General features: G+C 69.8%; 17 protein-coding genes. 5 read left to right on the top strand and 12 right to left on the bottom strand.

Translation table 11 applies throughout. From position 1 onward, the window contains the following. Positions 1–14: 14 nt before the first annotated feature. The 4 genes from G9Q41_RS13425 to G9Q41_RS13410 form a co-directional block, all read right to left on the bottom strand. A complete protein-coding gene (locus tag G9Q41_RS13425; RefSeq protein WP_092527057.1) occupies positions 15–1,922 on the bottom strand; it encodes a fumarate reductase/succinate dehydrogenase flavoprotein subunit in 1,908 nt (635 codons plus the stop codon). Between the two features lie 34 nt (positions 1,923–1,956). Continuing rightward, entirely contained in the window at positions 1,957–2,751 is a 795-nt protein-coding gene (locus G9Q41_RS13420; protein WP_092527056.1) for a hypothetical protein, read from the bottom strand. Between the two features lie 195 nt (positions 2,752–2,946). Next, complete coding sequence (locus G9Q41_RS13415) at positions 2,947–3,291, bottom strand: thioesterase (protein WP_092528106.1); 345 nt, start codon at positions 3,289–3,291, stop codon at positions 2,947–2,949. 120 nt (positions 3,292–3,411) lie between these two features. Continuing rightward, complete coding sequence (locus tag G9Q41_RS13410) at positions 3,412–3,594, bottom strand: hypothetical protein (RefSeq protein ID WP_165633907.1); 183 nt, start codon at positions 3,592–3,594, stop codon at positions 3,412–3,414. A gap of 243 nt (positions 3,595–3,837) precedes the next feature. Between G9Q41_RS13410 and G9Q41_RS13405 the strand changes: the two genes are divergently transcribed. The 3 genes from G9Q41_RS13405 (at position 3,838) to G9Q41_RS13395 (ending at position 6,916) form a co-directional block, all read left to right on the top strand. Beyond that, the gene (locus G9Q41_RS13405) at positions 3,838–4,830 is read left to right on the top strand and encodes an aldo/keto reductase (protein WP_092527055.1); all 993 of its coding nucleotides are present in this window, start codon (positions 3,838–3,840) and stop codon (positions 4,828–4,830) included. A gap of 346 nt (positions 4,831–5,176) precedes the next feature. Beyond that, complete coding sequence (locus G9Q41_RS13400; RefSeq protein WP_092527054.1) at positions 5,177–5,389, top strand: DUF2188 domain-containing protein; 213 nt, start codon at positions 5,177–5,179, stop codon at positions 5,387–5,389. A 135-nt stretch (positions 5,390–5,524) separates the two neighbouring features. Continuing rightward, complete coding sequence (locus G9Q41_RS13395) at positions 5,525–6,916, top strand: GNAT family N-acetyltransferase (RefSeq protein ID WP_165633958.1); 1,392 nt, start codon at positions 5,525–5,527, stop codon at positions 6,914–6,916. A gap of 40 nt (positions 6,917–6,956) precedes the next feature. On the opposite strand, the gene G9Q41_RS13390 is transcribed toward G9Q41_RS13395, so the two are convergent. From G9Q41_RS13390 to G9Q41_RS13380, 3 genes are all read right to left on the bottom strand, one after another. Next, a complete protein-coding gene (locus tag G9Q41_RS13390) occupies positions 6,957–7,478 on the bottom strand; it encodes a hypothetical protein (RefSeq protein ID WP_347567626.1) in 522 nt (173 codons plus the stop codon). Between the two features lie 51 nt (positions 7,479–7,529). Further along, entirely contained in the window at positions 7,530–9,005 is a 1,476-nt protein-coding gene (locus G9Q41_RS13385; RefSeq protein ID WP_165633959.1) for a saccharopine dehydrogenase C-terminal domain-containing protein, read from the bottom strand. A gap of 226 nt (positions 9,006–9,231) precedes the next feature. After that, positions 9,232–10,122 carry a LysR family transcriptional regulator gene (locus tag G9Q41_RS13380; RefSeq protein ID WP_242687415.1) on the bottom strand — a complete coding sequence of 297 codons (891 nt, stop codon included), beginning with the start codon at positions 10,120–10,122 and terminating at the stop codon, positions 9,232–9,234. A 245-nt stretch (positions 10,123–10,367) separates the two neighbouring features. On the opposite strand from G9Q41_RS13380, the gene G9Q41_RS13375 reads away from it, so the two are divergent. Together G9Q41_RS13375 and G9Q41_RS13370 are read left to right on the top strand one after the other, a co-directional pair. Beyond that, positions 10,368–11,663 (top strand): aromatic acid/H+ symport family MFS transporter, encoded by a 1,296-nt coding sequence (locus G9Q41_RS13375; RefSeq protein ID WP_165633960.1) that lies wholly within the window; start codon positions 10,368–10,370, stop codon positions 11,661–11,663. 172 nt (positions 11,664–11,835) lie between these two features. Continuing rightward, on the top strand, positions 11,836–12,477 hold the full coding sequence (locus G9Q41_RS13370) for a class I SAM-dependent methyltransferase (protein ID WP_165633961.1): 642 nt from the start codon (positions 11,836–11,838) through the stop codon (positions 12,475–12,477). Between the two features lie 207 nt (positions 12,478–12,684). On the opposite strand, the gene G9Q41_RS13365 is transcribed toward G9Q41_RS13370, so the two are convergent. The 5 genes from G9Q41_RS13365 to G9Q41_RS13345 form a co-directional block, all read right to left on the bottom strand. Next, positions 12,685–13,344, bottom strand: a complete 660-nt coding sequence (locus G9Q41_RS13365; RefSeq protein WP_165633962.1) for a pyridoxamine 5'-phosphate oxidase family protein — start codon at positions 13,342–13,344, stop codon at positions 12,685–12,687. Positions 13,345–13,521: 177 nt separating this feature from the next. Beyond that, positions 13,522–13,926, bottom strand: a complete 405-nt coding sequence (locus G9Q41_RS13360) for a carboxymuconolactone decarboxylase family protein (RefSeq protein ID WP_092527044.1) — start codon at positions 13,924–13,926, stop codon at positions 13,522–13,524. Between the two features lie 30 nt (positions 13,927–13,956). Further along, on the bottom strand, positions 13,957–15,903 hold the full coding sequence (locus G9Q41_RS13355) for an FAD/NAD(P)-binding protein (RefSeq protein ID WP_165633963.1): 1,947 nt from the start codon (positions 15,901–15,903) through the stop codon (positions 13,957–13,959). Positions 15,904–16,101: 198 nt separating this feature from the next. Next, positions 16,102–17,139 (bottom strand): nitronate monooxygenase, encoded by a 1,038-nt coding sequence (locus G9Q41_RS13350; RefSeq protein WP_092527039.1) that lies wholly within the window; start codon positions 17,137–17,139, stop codon positions 16,102–16,104. Between the two features lie 36 nt (positions 17,140–17,175). Next, positions 17,176–18,384, bottom strand: coding sequence for a YbfB/YjiJ family MFS transporter (locus G9Q41_RS13345; RefSeq protein ID WP_242687414.1), 1,209 nt, complete (start codon positions 18,382–18,384; stop codon positions 17,176–17,178). Positions 18,385–19,218 lie beyond the last annotated feature (834 nt).

Genomic DNA, 19,218 nt, shown 5'->3' with positions numbered 1-19,218 from the left:
CTCCCCGAGGGGCGTCACTCCGCCCGGGAGGCCGTTTCCACCACGGCCAGCTCCTCCGCGGTGAAGTACTTCTCCAGTTCCTCGCGGGAGAACAGCCGCATCAGGTCCGCACGCATCGGCTCCTGCTCCTGCTCGGAGACCTCGACCGCGCCGTCGCGCAGGGCGCAGCCCAGCAACCGGCTGCGCCAGTTGGGATCCATGCGCGGGTGGTCGTCCCTGGTGTGGCCTCCCCTGCTCTCGGTCCTCCGCAGGGCTGCCGCGGCGACGCACTCGCTGACCAGCAGCATGTTGCGCACGTCCAGCACCAGGTGCCAGCCGGGGTTGAACTGGCGGTTGCCCTCCGGCACGGCCAGTCGTCCGGCGCGCTGCCCGATCTCGGCGAGCTGCTCCAGCGCCGAGCACATCTCCTCCCCGTCCCGGATGATGCCGACCAGCCGGTTCATCACCTGCTGCAGCTCGGACTGCATCGTGTACGGGTTCTCCGCGCCGCGCGTGTCGGCGACCTCGAAGGGGGCCAGCGCCGCGGCGACGGACTCGTCCACAACGGCCGGATCCACCTCGGGGCGGCGCTCCAGCCCGGACACGTAGTCGGCCGCCCCCGTCCCCGCCCGTTTCCCGAAGACCAGCAGGTCGGACAGGGAGTTCCCGCCGAGCCGGTTCGAGCCGTGCATCCCGCCCGCGACCTCGCCCGCGGCGAACAGCCCCGGCACAGCCGAGGCGGCCGAGTCCGGATCCACCTCGACCCCGCCCATCACGTAGTGGCAGGTGGGCCCGACCTCCATGCTCTGGGAAGTTATGTCCACATCGGCCAGTTCCTTGAACTGGTGGTGCATGGAGGGCAGCCTGCGCATGATCTCCTCGGTGGGCAGCCTGCCCGCGACGTCCAGGTACACGCCCCCGTGCGGACTGCCCCTGCCCTCCTTGACCTCGTTGTTGATCGCGCGAGCCACCTCGTCGCGCGGCAGCAGCTCCGGAGGCCTGCGGTTGTTGTCCGGGTCCGAGTACCAGCGATCGGCCTCCTCCGGACCGTCCGCGTAGGACGCCTTGAACACCTCGGGCACGTAGTCGAACATGAACCGGCGGCCCGCGGCGTCCCGCAGCACCCCGCCGTCCCCGCGCACGGACTCGGTTACCAGGATCCCCTTCACGCTGGGCGGCCAGACCATTCCCGTGGGGTGGAACTGGACGAACTCCATGTTGATCAGCCGGGCGCCCGCGCGCAGCGCCAGGGCGTGTCCGTCCCCGGTGTACTCCCACGAGTTCGAGGTGACCTTGAAGGACTTCCCGATGCCACCGGTGGCCAGCACCACGGCCGGAGCCTCCAGGCGCACGAACCTCCCGTTCTCCCGCCAGTAGCCGACCGCCCCGGCCATCCGGTCCCCGTCGCGGAGCAGATCGGTGACCGTGAACTCGGCGAACACCCGAAGCCCCGCCTCGTAGGACCCGAGCTCGGCCCGGTCCCGCTGCTGCAGCGACACGACCTTCTGCTGCAGGGTGCGGATCAGCTCCAGCCCGGTCCGGTCCCCGACGTGGGCCAGCCGCGGGTACTCGTGCCCGCCGAAGTTGCGCTGGCTGATCCTGCCCTCCGGGGTGCGGTCGAACAGCGCTCCGTAGGTTTCCAGCTCCCACACCCGTTGGGGGGACTCGGTGGCGTGCAGCTCGGCCATCCTCCAGTTGTTCAGGAACTTGCCCCCGCGCATGGTGTCGCGGAAGTGCACCCGCCAGTCGTCGCCGGAGTTGACGTTGCCCATGGCGGCCGCGATACCGCCCTCGGCCATGACGGTGTGCGCCTTGCCGAACAGCGACTTGCACAGTATCGCCGTGCGCATCCCCCGCGAACGCGCCTCGATCGCGGCGCGCAGTCCGGCTCCGCCCGCTCCGATCACGATCACGTCGTACTCGTGGGTCTCGATCTCGGCCATGTGCTGTGCGGCCCTCCTCGTAACCGGTGACGAATCAGTTGATCAGGCGCGGATCGGGGAAGGCCCCGGACGCGACGAGCATCACGTACAGGTCCACCAGCGCCACTGAGACCAGGGACGCCCAGGCCAGCGACATGTGCCTGCCGTTCAGGGCGCTGACCCAGGTCCACATGCGGTAACGCGCGGGATGCCTGGAGAAGTGCTTGATCCGCCCTCCGATCAGATGTCTGCAGGAGTGGCAGGAGAGGGTGTAGGCCCAGAGCAGCACCACGTTGACCACCATGAGCAGGGTTCCCAGGCCGATTCCGAACCCTCCGTTCACGCCCTGGAAGGCCAGCCCGGTGTCGTAGGTGAGCACCGCGGCGACCAGCAGCGCGGTGTAGAAGAAGTAGCGGTGGGAGTTCTGCAGGATCAGCGGCATGCGGCTCTCGCCGGTGTAACGCCGGTGCGGCTCGGTCACCGCGCACGCGGGCGGGGAGGCCCAGAACGCCCTGTAGTAGGCCTTGCGGTAGTAGTAGCAGGTCAGCCGGAACCCGAGCACGAAGGGCAGCACGAACACCGGCGGCGGGATCCACGGGGCCAGGTCGGGGAAGGGCGTGCCGAGGTGGCTCGCCCCCGGCACGCACGCCTCGCTGAGGCAGGGGGAGAAGAACGGGGCGAGGTAGTGCTGCTCGGGGGCCCAGTACCACTGGTTCATGAAGGTGCGCACCAGGCCGTAGATCACGAAGGCGGACAGCCCCAGGGCGGTTCCCAGGGGCGGCAACCACCACCGATCGGTTCGCAGGGTTCGTGCACGGCGCTGACCGGATGTGGTTGTGGGAGCTGACATGCTCGACCTCTGGGATCGCGGGCGGCCTGATCGGGTGGGAGTCGTGCTCGAGCGGTGCTTTCCGGTTCGCGGCCGGGGCCTCGTCCGGGGTTCGGTCCGCTCGGTCCGCTCGGTCTGCTCGGTGCCGCATCGACGCCGGCGGCGCCGCAGCACGCCGTCCGAGCACCTGCCACGGCAGCGAGCGGCGGACTTCGCTCAGTCCTCGCGCGGCACCTGACCTCCCAGCCCCTCGTCGTCGGCCCCGCGCCACCAGGAGGGTTCGTAGGGGGTGTCCGGAACCTCGACGATCTCGTGCTCGGACTGCCCGCTCCGCCCTCCCGCGCTCCCGGGCCGAGCCGTCGACCGACTCCCGGAACGCTGCTGCGGTGGTCCCGGAGCCGTCGTCGACAGCTCGGAAACGTCGATCTCGAGTCTCTGGAAGTCGTTCTCGATGCGCCGCACCACGGGGACGTCCCCGTAGCGCGCGTACAGCCCGTCGACACCGGTGCGTAGCTGGGACAGCGCCCGCAGCACCTCGCCCAGTTCAGTCGTCGAGGACATCTCCGACACCCCTTCAGCGTTCCGGCCCGTTCACAGCACGACTCTGCACCCGACAAGGATAAGTGGCAAGAGACACATGTGAGCAACGACTCACCGGGCGACCCCGGAACGCGCGGACGCTCACCCCTCGAAGAGGTGACGGACGAAGGTGACCAACGACTGGAAGACGAAGGACACGCTGTCGAACAGCACGGTCGCGCCCTGACGGGCTATATCGGCCGCGCCGACGGGATCACGCACCACCAGGTAGCCGACGGCCACGACCGCGAACGCCACCAGAATGAGCACACTTCTACGGTCCACTCCCGACCTCCGCGTCCCGAACGGCCGCAAATCGGGGACCACCATCGCACGATCAGCCCATTCACAGGAGACGACAGCGCCGAAAAGGCACCGATTCGTGCGACGCGCGGCGCGGTCGCCGGAAGCGCTCCGGGCCAACCGCTCAGCGGCCGGACCCGCCCGTCCGCCGTCCTCGTCTTCCGGCCGGTGCGGGGGCATACTCGTGCTTGAAACGATCAAGAGCTATCGATGTGGAGCCTTCGAATGCGCCAACGCGCACTGGGAAGCCAGGGCCTGCGGGTCACCGAGCAGGGACTCGGCTGCATGGGGATGAGCTTCGCCTACTCGGGAGGCGACGACGAGGAGTCGGTGGCCACCATCCGCCGAGCGCTCGACCTCGGGGTGACCTTCCTCGACACGGCCGACATGTACGGCCCCTGGACCAACGAGCGCCTCGTCGGGCGGGCCCTCGCCGGGCGCAGGGACGAAGTGGTGCTGGCGACCAAGTTCGGCAACGAGGTCGACGAGGAGGGCAACCTCGCGGGCAGGGTCAACGGCAGGCCCGAGTACCTGCGCTCCGCCGTGGACGCTTCGCTGCGCAGGCTCGGGGTCGATCACATCGACCTGTACTACCAGCACCGGGTCGATCCCGACGTGCCGATCGAGGAGACCTGGGGAGCGCTGTCCGAGCTCGTGCAGCAGGGCAAGGTGAGCTACCTCGGTATCTCCGAGGCCGCCCCCGAGTCCATCCGCGAGGCCCACGCGACCCATCCCGTCACCGCCGTGCAGACCGAGTACTCGCTGTTCAGCAGGGACCCCGAGGACAACGGGGTGCTGGACACCTGCCGCGAGCTGGGCATCGGCTTCGTGGCCTACTCCCCGCTGGGCCGGGGCTTCCTCTCCGGCAGGATCCGCTCGGTCGAGGACCTGCCCGCCGACGACTACAGGCACGGCTCGCCGCGCTTCCAGGGCGAGAACTTCCGGCGCAACCTGGACGTGGTCGACCGGGTCCACGAGCTCGCCGCCCGGAAGGGCGTTTCGGCCTCCCAGCTCGCCCTGGCCTGGGTGCTGGCCCAGGGCGAGGACGTCGTGACGATCCCGGGGACCAAGCGCAGGCAGTACCTGGAGGAGAACGTGGGCGCCACCGAGGTGACGCTCACCGCGGAGGACCTCGAGGGCATCGAGCGGATCGCCCCGCGCGGGGTCGCGGCAGGCGAGCGCTACGACGAGCGCGGGATGCGCACCGTGCACCTCTGAGCGGCGCGGTTGCGCGGTCGCCGGGGCGGTGCCGACGGCCCGTCCGAAGGCCCGCCCGAGGTCCCGAAGTGTGGTGCCGCCTCGCCCTTCCCCGCGGGAGGCGGCACCACGTTCCAGTGTGCGCGCCACGTGCCGCGCCGTCCCGCAGCGACGCTCCCCTCCCGGCGAATCGGCCTCCCAGCGGGTCGGCCTTCCTGCCGCACCGATTTTCCGGCGAGCCGCCCGGAGGGCGGTGTTGACGAGCGAACGCGGAATTGATCGCCTTGGTCGGGGCACCCGAGTGGTGTAAGAGCTCCCGAGCGCGGGTAGGCCGGAACAGGACGTTTCCCCTTCCGGAGAGGCAACCATGGCCCAGCGACACGTCGTTCCCGGAAACGGTGGTGGCGGCTGGAAGGTGGTCGGCACGGCCACCGATTCCGCCGAGTCGAACACCAACACCCAGGCGGACGCGATCGACGAAGCACGCAGGCAACTGGAGAACACCGACGGCGGCGAGATCCTCATCCACGGGGTGGACGGATCGGTCCGCGACCGTCGCACGATTCAAACGACGTCGTAGCGGCTCGACGCGGTGGCTCGGGCCGTTACGGCCCGTCGCCCCCTCCACGAGTCCACACCACCACGGCTCGGTGCCGAACACGTCCCGAAACGTCTCGTTAGCTCGGCGGTAACACCCTGCCCCCAGGATGGCCGCATGAGCGGATTTCGGGAGCTCGGCTCCGAGCCAGGTGGACGGTCGGACGGTTCCGCGCGAGCGCTCGCCCCGCAGGCAGCGATCGCCGGTGTCGTCTCGCTCGCCGGAGCGACCCAACTGGTGCTGCTCGGGACGGGGCTGGCTCGCTCCGGCGCCCTGGCGTTCCTGGCCGTCGGCGGCGCCCTGCTCGCCTCGGTCTTGCTGCACGTGACGGGACGCGCCGTGCGCGGCTCTTCCTCCGGGCGGTCCGCACCGGGTCGTCCGGAGGAGCCGACCGCGGTCCCGCTGGAGAGCGCCCCCGAGCGCGAGCTCTGGCGGGTCCGCGCCTCGGTCGACGACACGCCGGGCAACCTGGCGGCGCTGACGGAGCAGCTCGCCCTGCTCGACGCCGACATCAGGACCATGCAGGTGCACCCGGTCGCCGACGCGGCGGTCGACGAGCTGCTGGTCCACCTGCCCGCCGGAACCGGGCACGACGAGCTGGTCACGGCGGTGGCCCGCGCTGGAGCCGGACGGATCACCGCCGAGCGCACCGACCCACACGAGCTCGACGACGTCCCGACCCGGGCGCTGCGGCTGGCAGGCGACCTGGTCGAGGGCGCGGCCGAGCCGACACGCGCGCTGCGCGCGCTGCTCGGCGAGGTTTCCCTGCGCAGGGCCCAGTCCTCCACGGCGGAGGCCGATGAGCTCGACGGGCCCACGATGCGCCTGCTGCACCCCTCCGGTGGGGTGTTGACGCTGCACCGCACCGCGGGGGAGTTCACCCCGGCCGAGTTCGCCAGGGCCCGGTCGATGCTCCGCTTGGCGGGAAGTTGCGGGCAACGCTTCGGGCAGCCCGCGAATGAGCTGACCGCGAGGGACGGCTCGCGGGTGACGCTGCGTCCCGCGGACCACTCGGACCTCGCCCTGGTGCGCGCGCTGCACGAGCACTGCTCGGGCGCGGCCCGGCACCGCCGCTACTTCGCAGCCGGAACGCCCACCGAACACCAGTTGGACCTGCTGCTGACTCCCGCGCTCGGCAGGTGCGCGGTCGCCCTGTCCGAGCGGGGCGAGATCGTGGCCATGGGCAATCTCGGTTACGACGGCGACGACGGTGAGCTCGCGCTGCTGGTGCGCGACGACTGGCAGGGGCTGGGGGTCGGTTCGGCGCTGCGGGACGAGCTGATCGGCCACGCCGCCGAGCTCGGGTTGAACACCGTCGGCGCGCTCACCCAGCTGGACAACGCAGCGATGGTCCGCACCCTGCGCTCGGCCGGCTTCAGGCACGCGGGCGCGGGCGAGCCCGGGGAGTGGTCCTGGGCGCTCGACCTGCGCAACGGTGCCGCCTGCTCCCGCGTCCACGCGGGCAGGGCGGGGTCCCGGCGCACGCTGGCCGAGACCAGCCCGCACTGAAGCGCCCGCCGCACTCCCCGCCCCGCCGCACGGCGCGGGGTCAGGGAAGCTCCTCGGGACCGCACTCGAAACCGGGCAGCGGGTTCCCGGCGGAGTCCTCGCTGCGCTCCCGGGCCTTCATGCGGGCCTCGTGGACGTGCCGTCGACCTCCGAGCAGCTCGTCGCGCAGCAGGCGCTCCAGCTCGCGGAAGAGCGACCAGTACCCGTCGTCGAACTCCTCCAGCGTCTGGAAGGTCCATCTTCCGGGCAGCACGTTGCGGCCGAGCAGTTCACGCTCCAACCCGTCCGCCGCTTCGGTGTGCCCGCGGGAGCGCAGCAGCCGAACCCCTTCCGCCAGTTTCGCGTCGGCGGCCCCGATGAGCTGGTGCCACTCGTGGAGCACCCCGCGGGCCCGCTCCACCTTCTCCAGCGCCTCGGAGACCCTCCCGATCGCCGTGGCGGTCAGCTCGTCGACGTCGCCCGAGGTCACGTCCCCGGGCGCGCCCTCGGGATCCCGGTCCCGGCGGTGTTCCCGGTCCTCGCTCCGCTCGTCCATGAACAGCGCGCCTCCTCCGTCCGACACACCACCGAGCGTGACGCCCTCCGGGAGGAACCGCACGGGACGGACCCCGGATCACGACACCAGGAAGTTCTCGAACTGCCAGGGGTCGTCGCTGCCGCGTCCCGGGAGCTCCCCGAGCGAGTCGTCCCCCCGGGACAGCGGGGTCCACTCGCTCCGCGTGGACGGGCACTTGCCCAGGTAGGGCTCGGCCGCGGCGAGCACCTCCTCGTGGTCCAGGTCGTCCGGCACGCACAGTCCCCTGTCGGGGTGGCGCAGTATCCACCGCAGCGCGCCGAGCGCGGAGGCGGCGACTTGGAGGGTGGTGGCGTTCTGCCCGGGAACCAGCGAGCGCGCCTGCTCGATGTCGAGCTGGCTGCCCGTCCACCACGCGTTGAGGTCGTGCCCGAGCAGCAGCGCGCCGAGCTCGTCCATGCCCTCGACGATCTCGTCACCCATGATCCGCTGGCTGGACTGCATCCGGTAACCGTGCATCCGGCACTCGTGCAGCGAGGCCAGCCCGGCATCGCTCGGCAGGTAGGCGAAGTGCACCGTCGGGCGATAGCGCACTTGCCCTCCCGAGGAGCGCACGGTCAGGTGTCGTCCGATCGTGTAGGTCTCCCCGTGGCTGATCATCAGTCCCAGCATGGGGCCGGTGGAGGGCACCCAGGAGCGCACCCAGGTGCTCATCCCCGTCCGGTCGAGGTAGATCTGGTTTCCCGGACCGCTGTCGTGCGTGACGGCACGGGGTGGCAGCTTCCGCTCGTGGGTCCCCCAGCCCAGTTCGGCCGGAGCGGTTCCCTCCTCGTAGAAGCCCTTGACGGACCAGGTGTTGACGAACTCGTCCACTCGCTTCGGCACCCGTCCCGCCTGGCTGTCCCGCTCGGAGATGTGGATCGACTTCGTCCCCGTTTCCATGGCCAGTTGCGCGTACTCGCCCTCCGCCAGGGTCGCCCGCAGCCGGGCGCGCCTGCCGGGTCCCAGGTCCCGCTGCCCCAGCCGGTCCTCCTCGAGCAGCGCGCAGGCCACGTCCCGCAGTCCGCGTTTGGTGAGGTGGCTGACCAGTCCGGGGTTGGCCCCGTGCTCGACCACGGTGGTGGGACCGTTCCCGTCGAGTTCGTCCGCGAGCTCGTAGAGCCTGGCGTGCCTGCGGTAGGTGGTCCGGTCCACCACCGCCGTGGCGGCGTCCCCGTTGGAGTCCCACGTCTCGATCGAGGTGTCCAGGTAGTGCACCCCGTGCGAGTGACACCACTCGACCAGTTCGCAGGAGTCGACGTCCCAGGTGAGGTTGACCAGCACGTCCCCTTCGGACAGTTGCCCGCCCAGGAACTCGGCGAAGTTCCCCCGGCTGAGCCGGTGCCGCAGGTAGCGCGCTCCGGCCTCCAACGCGGGCTCGACTCCGGAGGGCTGGTCGACGAAGTCCACGATCGTCAGCTTTCGGAAGTCCATGTCGAGATGTCTGAGCAGCAGCGGCTGCAGGCACCGGGACACCGCCCCGCACCCGAGCAACAGCACTCGTCCGGTGAATTCGACACGCCATCCGCTTTCCATGCTCCAACACGTACCGGTGCGAACACGATTCGGCCACAGTTCGGTGACGAAAAGGACCGATCAGCGTAGTGGAGCCGCTGCGGTGGAACCGCTGCGCGGAAATCCCCGCGGGAAGTATTCGGGAGTTCCTCGGCAAAGAGCTCGGAAAGAGCTCGACCGTCCCGCGGACGGCTCGGCCGGACCACCGGTGCTGCCCGAGTCGGCGGAAAGCGCGGAAGGCACCGCTTCAGCCCGCGGGACGCGCGGTGACGATGTCCAAGAAGGAGCTGAGCACGGGCTGCGCGGTCCCGCCGCGCCACGCGATCGCGGTCTGCGCCTGCTCCGCGACGTCGCTCAGCGGGAGGAAGGCGGCACCGGCGCGCTGCAGCCTGCGCACCGAGTCCGGCACGACGGAAACCCCCATCCCGCCTGCGACCAGCCCCACGATCGTCTGCATCAGCCAGACGTCGCGCTGCACCACCTTCGGGGAGAATCCCGCTCGTTCGCAGGCGTCCACCACTATCGCGTACAGCCCGGGCATGTTCCCGTGCCGCGCGGGGAGGATGAACGGGTCCTGCGCCACCTCGGCCAGCTCCACCCGATCCTGCCCCGCCAAGCGGTGCGTGGCGGGCACGGCCAGCACCAGGGACTCCTCGGCAACCGAGCGCACGTGCAGGGCGGGGTCCTCGAAGGGCAGGTAGAACAGTCCCGCGTCGATCCTGCGGTCGTGCAGCCGGTCCACGATCTCGTTCGGCCTCAGCTCCTGCAGGTGCAGCGTCACGTCGGGGTACTCGGCCTTGAACTGGCGCAGGATCGGTGGCAGCACCGCGTTCGAGGCCGAGGGGATGAACCCGAGCGCGAGCCTGCCCACCAGGCCGCTGCCCACCTCGCGCGTCATCCGGGCCGCCTGGTCCACCTCGTGCAGGATGCGGCGGGCCTCCTCCAGCAGCACCCTTCCCGGTTCGGTCAGCTGGGCTCCGCGCGCGGTCCGCTGGACGAGGGTGGTTCCGAGTTCCGCCTCGAGCTTGCGCAGCTGCGCGCTGAGCGGCGGCTGCGCTATGTGCAGGCGAGCAGCGGCGCGCGTGAGGCTCTGCTCCTCGGCGATGGTCACGAAGTACCGCAAGTGGCGTAGTTCCAATTCCCCCACCTGTCGCTGGACACGAACGGTCCATATCTCACAGCTATGACTACCGCCATGAGATGGTATTGGACATATGACCTTCATCAAAGCCACTCTTACTAGCTGGCGGTCGCGACCTCGAAAAACGCCGGAAGCACGCGGTGTGACCGGACACCCACGTTGCCCGCCCGACCCCGCCGTCGGCGAGAACCACGCGACCGTCCGCGACTTCGAACCACGTCCGATTCGACGAGGAGAGTGCTGTGCCGGGTGTTGAGACGACGAGCCGCGCGGAGGCCGGCTGGGTGGTGCCGCTGTGCTGGGCGGCGGTGCTGCTCGACGGCTTCGACCTCGTGGTGCTCGGATCGGTGCTGCCGGTCATGCTCGAGAACGAGGTGTGGGGACTGGACCCGGCGAGTGCCTCGGTGGTCTCCACGGTGGGGCTGATCGGCATGATGATCGGCGCGCTGACGATCGGAACCATCACCGATCTCATAGGTCGCCGCAAGGTGCTGCTGGTGGCGGTGACCACGTTCTCCCTGTTCACCCTGCTGTGCGCCGTGGCCCCCTCGGTCTTCGTGTTCGGGCTGCTGCGCTTCCTCGCGGGCCTGGGGCTCGGTGGGTGCCTGCCGACCGCGATCACGCTGACCACGGAGTACTCCCGCGGCAACAGGAGCGGCACGGCGACCACCACGATCATGACCGGCTACCACGTCGGTGCCGTGCTCACCGCGCTGCTCGGCATCGGGCTGATCCCGAGCTTCGGCTGGGAAGCCATGTTCGTTGCCGGAGCCGCCCCCGCGCTGGTGCTGGTGCCGCTGATGCTGCGTTACCTGCCTGAGTCCGAGGTATTCCGCGACAGGGCCGAGCGCAAGCGGGACCAGTCGAGTGGTGCCTCGGCCCGCGAGAGCATCTCCCTGCTGTTCCGCGGCGGCATGGCACGCTCGACCTTGGCCTTCTGGGTGACCTCGTTCCTCGGACTCATCCTCGTCTACGGCCTCAACACCTGGCTGCCCGAGATCATGCGCAGCGCGAACTACCCGCTGGACACCTCGCTCAGCCTGCTGCTGACCCTGAACGTGGGTGCCGTGCTCGGGTTGATCGTGGCCGGGATCGTCTCCGATCGGGCCGGGGTCAAGTTCTCCACCGTGCTGTGGTTCGCGGCCGCCGCCGTGATGCTGGCGCTGCTGAGCATCAGGTTGCCCTTCCTCGGGCTCTACCTGGCGGTGCTGCTGGCCGGTTTCTTCGTGTTCAGCGCCCAGGTGCTGGTGTACGCCTTCGTCGGGCGCAGCTACCCGGTGGACAGCAGGGCCACCGGTCTGGGCTGGACCACCGGTGTCGGACGGATCGGCGCGATCAGCGGTCCGCTGATCGGGGGCGCGCTGCTCACCGCGGGCATCGCCTACCCGTGGGGCTTCTACGTCTTCGCGATCATCGGCGCGTTGGCGGCCGTGGCGATGGGCATTGCCGCCCGCCCCGGGCAGCACACCGGGGAATCGGCCGCGGATTCCCCGGAGCACGCCGGTTCGAACGAGTCCGTGGTCAACTCGGCCGGATGAGGAGTCGGGAGGTTTCGCCGTAGCGGCGGGAGTGGCAACCTTCTCCTGAGCGCTCGGGCCGGTTGGGCGAGTGCTCGCGCGGCTGGGGCCGGTCGTCGGGCAAAGCGGCGGAGCCGCTCCCGACCACCCGGCGACCACCGAGCCGACGACCCTCCCACCCCTTGGAGCCGACATGGACGCGGACGGCGTGCTGGACCCGGCCGAGGTGTTCGACGAGCTCGGCGCCGACTATGAGGCCGCGTTCCACGGGGCACCGCTGGTGTGGGAGGGGCTGCACGACCTGCTGGCGCGGTTGCGTCCCGGTGACGAGGTACTGGACCTGGGCAGCGGAACCGGCCGTCCGGTCGCGGAGCGGTTGGTCGAGGGCGGGTGCGCGGTGACGGGCCTGGACGTGTCCACCACCATGGTCGAACTGGCCCGGAAGCGGGTGCCGGGAGCTCGGTTCGAGCTCGCCGACATCCGCGACCGGGACTTCCCACCGGAGTCGTTTCACGCGGTGGGGGCGTTTTTCGCCTTCCTCACGCTCTCGCGTGCGGAGACCCGCGCGATGTTGGAACGGGTGCGGCAGTGGCTCGCCCCGGGAGGAACACTCGCGCTGCTGACGGTTCCTGGCGACGTCGAACAGCTCGTGGTGCCCTTCCTCGGTCACCCGCTCCGGGTCACGAGTTTCACCGCCGAGCAGTGGCCGGAGCTGCTGGAACAAGCCGGACTGGAAGTGCTGAGGACCCGCTCGGAACCGTTCGTCCCCGCTGGACGCGGCAGCGCCGATACCGAGCGGCACCTGCTGCTGTCGGCGCGGAAACCGACGGGCTGACGTTTCCGCCCCGGCGGACCGCCCCGTGACCGCCCGGGCACGGGCGCCGTGGCCTCCTCGTAGCAGTCAGTTCGAGGCGGACGCGGAACAGCTGGGTACCACCCGAACCCCGGGCCGCGACGGCAACGCCGGTCGGCGGAACGGGTTCACTTCCCGTACCGCTCATCGGCGTGTTCGCCTGCTCCCCGCACCGCTCCCGAGGAAAGCTCAGCCGCCGGACCGCTCGTCTCCGCGGAGCTCGTCCGGATCCGCGCCGAGAGCCCGGAGCCGGGAACGAAGCTCCGAGTTCTCGGACTCCAGACGGGACAGTCGCTCACGGGTCGGGGCGAGCTCACGTTCGGTGTAGCGGCGCGGTATGTGCTTGGGGCAGTTCCAGTCGAACCCCTCGACCCGGATGAGCACGACCCGCTCGACCCTTCCTTCCGTACGCACCCGGCAAACCGAGTCGGTCAGTTCCGGATCGTCCTCCGGCCAGCGCGTTTCCGTGCGACCGAAAAGTTTGAGCCTGCTACGCCTGGAGTAGTCCATGAAGAACAACGCCGCCCTGCCGTCCGTGCGCAGGTTGCCGTTGGTGATGTACTCCCTGTTGCCGCGAACGTCGGCGTATCCGAGCGTGTGCTCGTCGAGGACGTGGACGAATCCTTCCGGACCACCGCGGAACTGCACGTACGGCCAGCCGGTTTCCCCGACAGTGGCGAGGTAGAACCCGTCCCGCTCCCCGATGAACTCACTCTCGCGCTCTCCCAGCGGATCGGGGTCGAGCCCCACCGCCGCACCGAGATCTCCGTGATTCCGGGGCCGCGTTCCCTCTTGCTGTTGAACCCGGCGCACAGTGTCGGTGAACGCCAGGCGTGCGAATCGGCTCATCGAATTCCCTCCCGTCCCGTTCGAACGAGTGCTCGCGCCGTCGGTGACACGCGGGGACGGCTTCGCTTCGAGGCATCCGCGTTTCGCGAGGTCGCCACCGGTCATCGACGCACACGGATCGCGGTGGCACCGCACCGGCCGAACACGGTGCCACCGCCCGCTCCCGTGGGGGCCGGTTCATCCGCCGCGTCCGTTCCCCCCTTCGGAGTCCCCCTCGAACGCGTCGGCTTCCTCCCTGATCAGCCTCATGGTGTCGATACCCACCGGAACTCCCGCGTAGACGGCGCTCTGCAGGGCCACCTCGGCCAGCTCCTCGACGGTGCAACCGTTGCGCAACGCACCACCGATGTGCAGACGCAGTTCGGCGGGCCGGTTGAGCGCGGCCAGCATGGCGACGTTGAGCAGGCTCCTGGTCCTGCGATCCACCCCTTCCCTGGACCAAACGGTTCCCCAGGAGAACTCGGTGATCATTTCGAGCAGGGGCCGGGCGGGCTCCCAGCCGCGGAGCATGGTGTTGACGTACTGATCGCCCAGTACTTCTCGGCGGATCCGATCTCCCGTGGCGAAACGGTCCTCGGACATGTTCTCCCTCTCGTTCTCACTGTCCCGATTTCAGTGCACAGGCGCGGGCCGCGGGCGGGCACCGGCCGGGGAGCGCTCCCGCGCATCCGTCCCGGTGTCGTCGATGCCCAGCACGGAACGGGCGATCGCGTCCGCGTCGCCGAGGATCACCGAGTCCAGTCCCGGCCGGACCCCGGCCGCGGTGGCCCAGTGCACGCCTTCGGTCGGCACTCCGAACGCGTGCAGACCGGGGTTCGGTTCTCCGGAGGAGTCCACCAACCGGTAGGGACGCTCCGTGACCTCGAGCCCACCGGTGGTGTGCTCGACACCTCCCGTGTTCAGGACGTGCCGTCTTCCGGTTCCGGTGTCCAGCAGATATCGGACCAGCGGATCGTCGGATCCGACCACACCGGGATCGGGCAACCTGGCGTCGATCAGCACGTCGCCGGTGTACTCCGATCCACGCACCGCGGAAGCGGATCCGCTGAAGCACCCGCGGGAGTCGGCCGCGGCGCTGAACCCGGGACCGGCGACGGTCACCGTTCCCGACTCGATCAACGCGATCAGTTCCTCGACGCGGCGGGGCGGCGGACCGATCGAGACGAACGCGTTGAGCGGCGTGTAGAACCGCGCCAAGTGATCGCGGTGGGAAAGCGCCCGCACTTGACCGTGGTCGACCACCTGGCGCACCTCGTTGCGCAGGTCCCGCATGGCGTCCAGCGCCGCCTTGAGCGGGTTGTCCACATTGCCGTCGTACGCGTTGTCCAGGTCCTCGCGGAGATGGTCCAGCAGGGCGCACGTGAAGTCATCGGGGGAGTCGAAGCTCCGCTCCCCCAGCGGACGCGAGATGCGTTCCCAGGACCACTCGTCCTCCGCCCCGATGCCGTGCGCACGCAGGAACGGGCGTAATCGGTCCTGCCGGTGCCGCAGCACCGTCTCCAGTCCGCAGGCGAACACCTCGTGGTCGGCGTGCGGGAACCTCTTGCGCAGCAGCGCGCGGTAGTGGACGAACGCGACCTCGTTGGTGATCAGCGGCCACACCTCCGCTCCGAAGTCCAGGCCTCCGAGCTCGCGCGCCCGCGAACGCAGCTTCGTGATCGTCTCGGAGGTGAGGAACCGCGGGGTGTGCCTGCCGACCACGCCCTTCTGGTTCTTGCCCCGCGCGTGGTACGGCACCCCTCGGCGGGAACCGGCCACGATGGTGGGCTCCGCACCGGACGGGTGGTAGACCAGCCCTTCCCCGGTTCGTTCGAAACTCCCGCCGCGCCCGCTGGTGAGCAGACTCAGGTAGTCGAAGAAGTTGAGCCCGAGGCCGTTCATCAGCACGGTCTGCTCGGGCCCCACCCGGTCCAGCCGGACGTCGGCCGGGTTGGCTGGCGGAACGTAGGTCAGCCCGTAGGTGGTCGCGAACGCCTGCAAGTTCCGCTCGCGCTCCCCCAGCCCACCCGGCAGGTGCCCCAGCGCGAGGACGATCCTGTCCACGGTGACCGCCCTGCCGCGTTGCGCCGGGACGACCACGTACCTGCCGGACTCCACGACCGCCGTGGCCTGAACGCGGTCGGTGTAGGTGCGCAATCGGACGTTGCTCGGCAGTCCCGATCGGATACGGTCGAGCACCCAGTGCAGGTACCTGCCGTAGAGGGCACGGCTCGGGTACTCGTCCGGGGCCAGCCCGGACGCCTCGGCGCGCAGCTCCTCGTCATCGATCTCGACGCTCGCGCCCCGGCTGATCCAGTCGTACAGACTGGGCCCCGGCACGATCGGACCGTCGCAGCGAACGCTCGGATCGGTGAACAGGGTGATCTGCGAGGCGACCGTGTTCATCAGGAGTCGCCGTGATTGGCTCGGCCGCCAAACCGAGCCGGCCCCGGGCGACTCAGAGTCGAAAGCGTGCACGACGACCCGCAAGTCGTCCCGGTGGCGGGAATTCTCGGCGATCCTTTCCAGTACGGACAGTCCGCGCGGCCCGAGGCCGACGATGGCGATTTCTCTGATCATGGTTCCTCTTCTCGCGACGAGGATTCCTCGGACAGATCGTCTGAGCGGGTTTCACCGGCACGGCACGGCTGTGCCCGGTTCAGAGACTCGTCGAATTCGTCGGTCGTCGGGAACGAACACTTCGCGGGGGCGCGGATTCCCGGCACCGGGGCTCGGAGGGCGGCGTCCGGGAACGAAGTTCCCGCAGCGGCACGGGAATCACCGCATTTCCCGACGCGCCTCCTCCCACAGACCGGTGACGATGTGCGCGGCAGGTTCGGAACTCGCGGAGCGGTAACCGGTGCCCGCCCACAGCGCCAGTCCGTCCTGATCGGCCTGCGCCGCCGCTCCGGCACGCAGCGGTTTGGTGAGCTGGTTGACCCCCGGGTAGGCGGCAGGTGCGGTGGCGTCGTGCTCGTCGATGAACCGGTTGCGCAGCCCCCGGGCGTTCCGGCCGGAGAAGGCGCGGGTCACCGCCGTCTCGGTGAAGCGCGGGTCGGCCAGCGCGTCCTTGTGCGGCTGTGCGGCACCGGACTCGGGACAGCGCAGGAAGGCGGTCCCGAGCTGGACCGCCGTGGCCCCCGCGCGCAGGGCGCGCGCCACGTCCGCTCCGCCGTGGCAACCGCCCGCGGCGATCAGCGGGAGATCGATGTGCGCACGGACCCGCTCCAGCAGCTCGAACGTGCTCACCCCGTCGTCGGGGGCCTCCACGTCGTAGGTGGCGCGGTGACCACCGGCCTCACTGCCCTGCACGGCCAACACGTCCACGCCGCGCCGCTCGGCGATCCGAGCCTCCTCGAGAGTGGTCACGCTGGCCACGACGAGGGTGTTCACCCCGTGCAGCCTGGAGACGACCTCCTCCGGAGGAGGGCCGAAGGTGAAGGACACCATCGCGACCGGATCGCGTTCCAGCAGGTCCACCTTCTCCTCGAAGCGGTCGCGGTCGGCCGGATCCGTCTCGGGCGTCGTCGCCCCGTAGCGTTCGGCCTCACCTTCGAGCTCGGCCCGGTAGGCGGCAACCGCGTCCGGTTTGTCCTGCGGCTTGCCCGGCACGAACAGGTTCACCCCGAAGTTCGTCACCCGCTGCGCTCGAACCTCGGCGAACTGCTTCTCCAAGGCCTCCGGAGTCTTGTAACCGGCGGCGAGAAAGCCGGTGCCGCCTGCTCCGGCCACGGCAGCCACGAGGGCTGGAGTGGAGGGGCCGCCCGCCATCGGGGCTGCGATGACGGGGACTTCCAGTTCGGAAAGGGTGAACACCGCGCGAACTCCTGTTCGTCTGTCGGGGTCGTCGTTTCAGCTGTCCCGGACGCTGCCCGGGGTCGTTCCGGGGCGTGTTTCCCAGGACGTCAATCGCAGCGCCAGCACCACCAGCGCGCCGCCGAGCAGCACCGCACCGCCGATGAGCAGCGCGGGCCGGTAACCGGCCGCCAGGGTCGGTTGCACGGCCAGCGGTCCCGCGATCTGCCCGAGACCGTAGGCCGAGGTGAGGGCCGCCGCCGCTCGCGGCACGCGCAGCGCGGCTCCGGAGGCCAGTGCCAGGGTCGTGATCCCCATGAAGGTGCCGCCGAAGACGACGGCCGCGAGGATCACCGCCACGGGGTTTCCGGTGAGCCCCGGCAACGCGACCGCGACGGTCTGCAGCAGCAGGGCGGCCACGAGCAGCGTCGGCGTGGAGACCCCCCGGGAGAGTCGTGACCACAGCACGCAGGAGGGGACGGCGGCCAGCCCGACCAGCACCCACGCGCCGTTGCCCAGCCAGCTCAGGTCGGCGTCGGCGAGCGCGGCCACCAGGAAGGTCGCCGCGATGATGTATCCGACCCCTTCGAGGAAGTAGCCGAGCAGCAGCAGCCCGAACGCTCTGGCACGGCCCGGGACGACGTCCTCCGATGCTTCTGCCGTGCTCGAAGGCGGCGTGGCCCTGTCCAGCAACGTCCACACCGGGGCACCGAGCAGAGCGGCCAGCACCGCGCACACCAGCCAGGAGACGCCCCACGAGGAGGTCGACCCGAGCAACAGCACGGCTCCCCCGGAAAGCGTGATTCCCAGCCCCACACCTCCGTAAGCCCACCCGGAGAGGTGCGGGTTGCGTCGCAACGTGCGCAGTACCGCCTGGGCCGAGACGACGAAGATGACGGCGCTGGCCACACCGGCGAGGAACCGCAGCACCATCCAAACCGGAGGATCGGTGCTCAGCGGCATCGCCGCGATGGAAGCGACGAGCACCAGGAGCCAACACCTGAGGAATCCCCCGGAAAGAGCCAGCGCCGGGAACACGATGAGCAGCAGAGCGCCCACGAGGTAACCAACGTAGTTGGCCGTGGCGATCCAGGCCCCCGCGTCGGCGGTCAGGCTCGCCTGCCGTTCCATGAGCGGCAGGATCGGGGTGTACGCGAAGCGCCCCACTCCCATGGCCGCCGCGAGAGCCAGCGCGCCGCGCCACAGGATTCCGCGCTCGTCCGCCAAAACGGACGAACCGGATGCGGTCGAACCGGAAACGGTCATGGACGGCATTCTTCCAGGAGCCACATGAAACTCCCGATCCTCGACAAGTGATTTACACGTCCCGCTGCAGCCGCGACCGACGAACGGTTTTCATCCGGACGATCACGGCAGGATCAACCCTCACAAAGCCCCCATCCCCGCGCAACAGGAACAGGAATGATGTGCAGCACACGAATCGATCCCGAATCAACACGGCGGTGGTCAGCACCAGGACCACCGAACCACGCCCGAATCAATTGGCGAAAAATTCACCCCGAATAAAGGACGTGTACACCGCTCGCGGACTCGCCTCGCACACGGACACGAAACGCACACGGAAAGCACGGCGCCGCGCTACGCCGATCGAGTGTAAATCGTTCTTCCCGCCGCGGAAGAACGAGAGGCGGACCCGGCGGCACGACCTCAGGAGGTTTTCTCTGGCTCGGCGCGGTTTCGGTCTTCGCGCTTTCCCGGACGATCGGGACAATCGGCGCACCGCCGGCGGTGCCCCTCGACGGATCCTGGTTCATCAGCGTCATCACCAGCACCCAGCCCCTCTCCCGTGAACCGGTTCCGTTTCTCGCACCGCGAGGAGGTGGTCTCGTCCGGCTGGCGAACGGCCGAGGCCACCTCGGGGTCCGGTTCCGAAGCGGGGGTTCTCACACTGACCGTCCAGGGTCCACTTCGGTATCCCCCCTCCTCAGCACTCCACCCGTGGACATCCCCACCACGTGTGCGCTGTCGATCCCCAACGCATCCAGCACGGCCACGCTGCCACGTCCACAGTGTTGGAACGTGCGACGGCAGCGAAGCGCGGAAACCCCGCTCAGCTCGTACGATCCGAGGAGCAGCCCA

It is taken from the genome of Actinopolyspora sp. BKK2 (genome assembly GCF_011291845.1).
Lineage (GTDB): Bacteria > Actinomycetota > Actinomycetes > Mycobacteriales > Pseudonocardiaceae > Actinopolyspora > Actinopolyspora saharensis.
The sequence above is the reverse complement of the archived record's forward strand: the minus strand, read 5'-3'. Positions and strand labels throughout refer to the sequence as shown.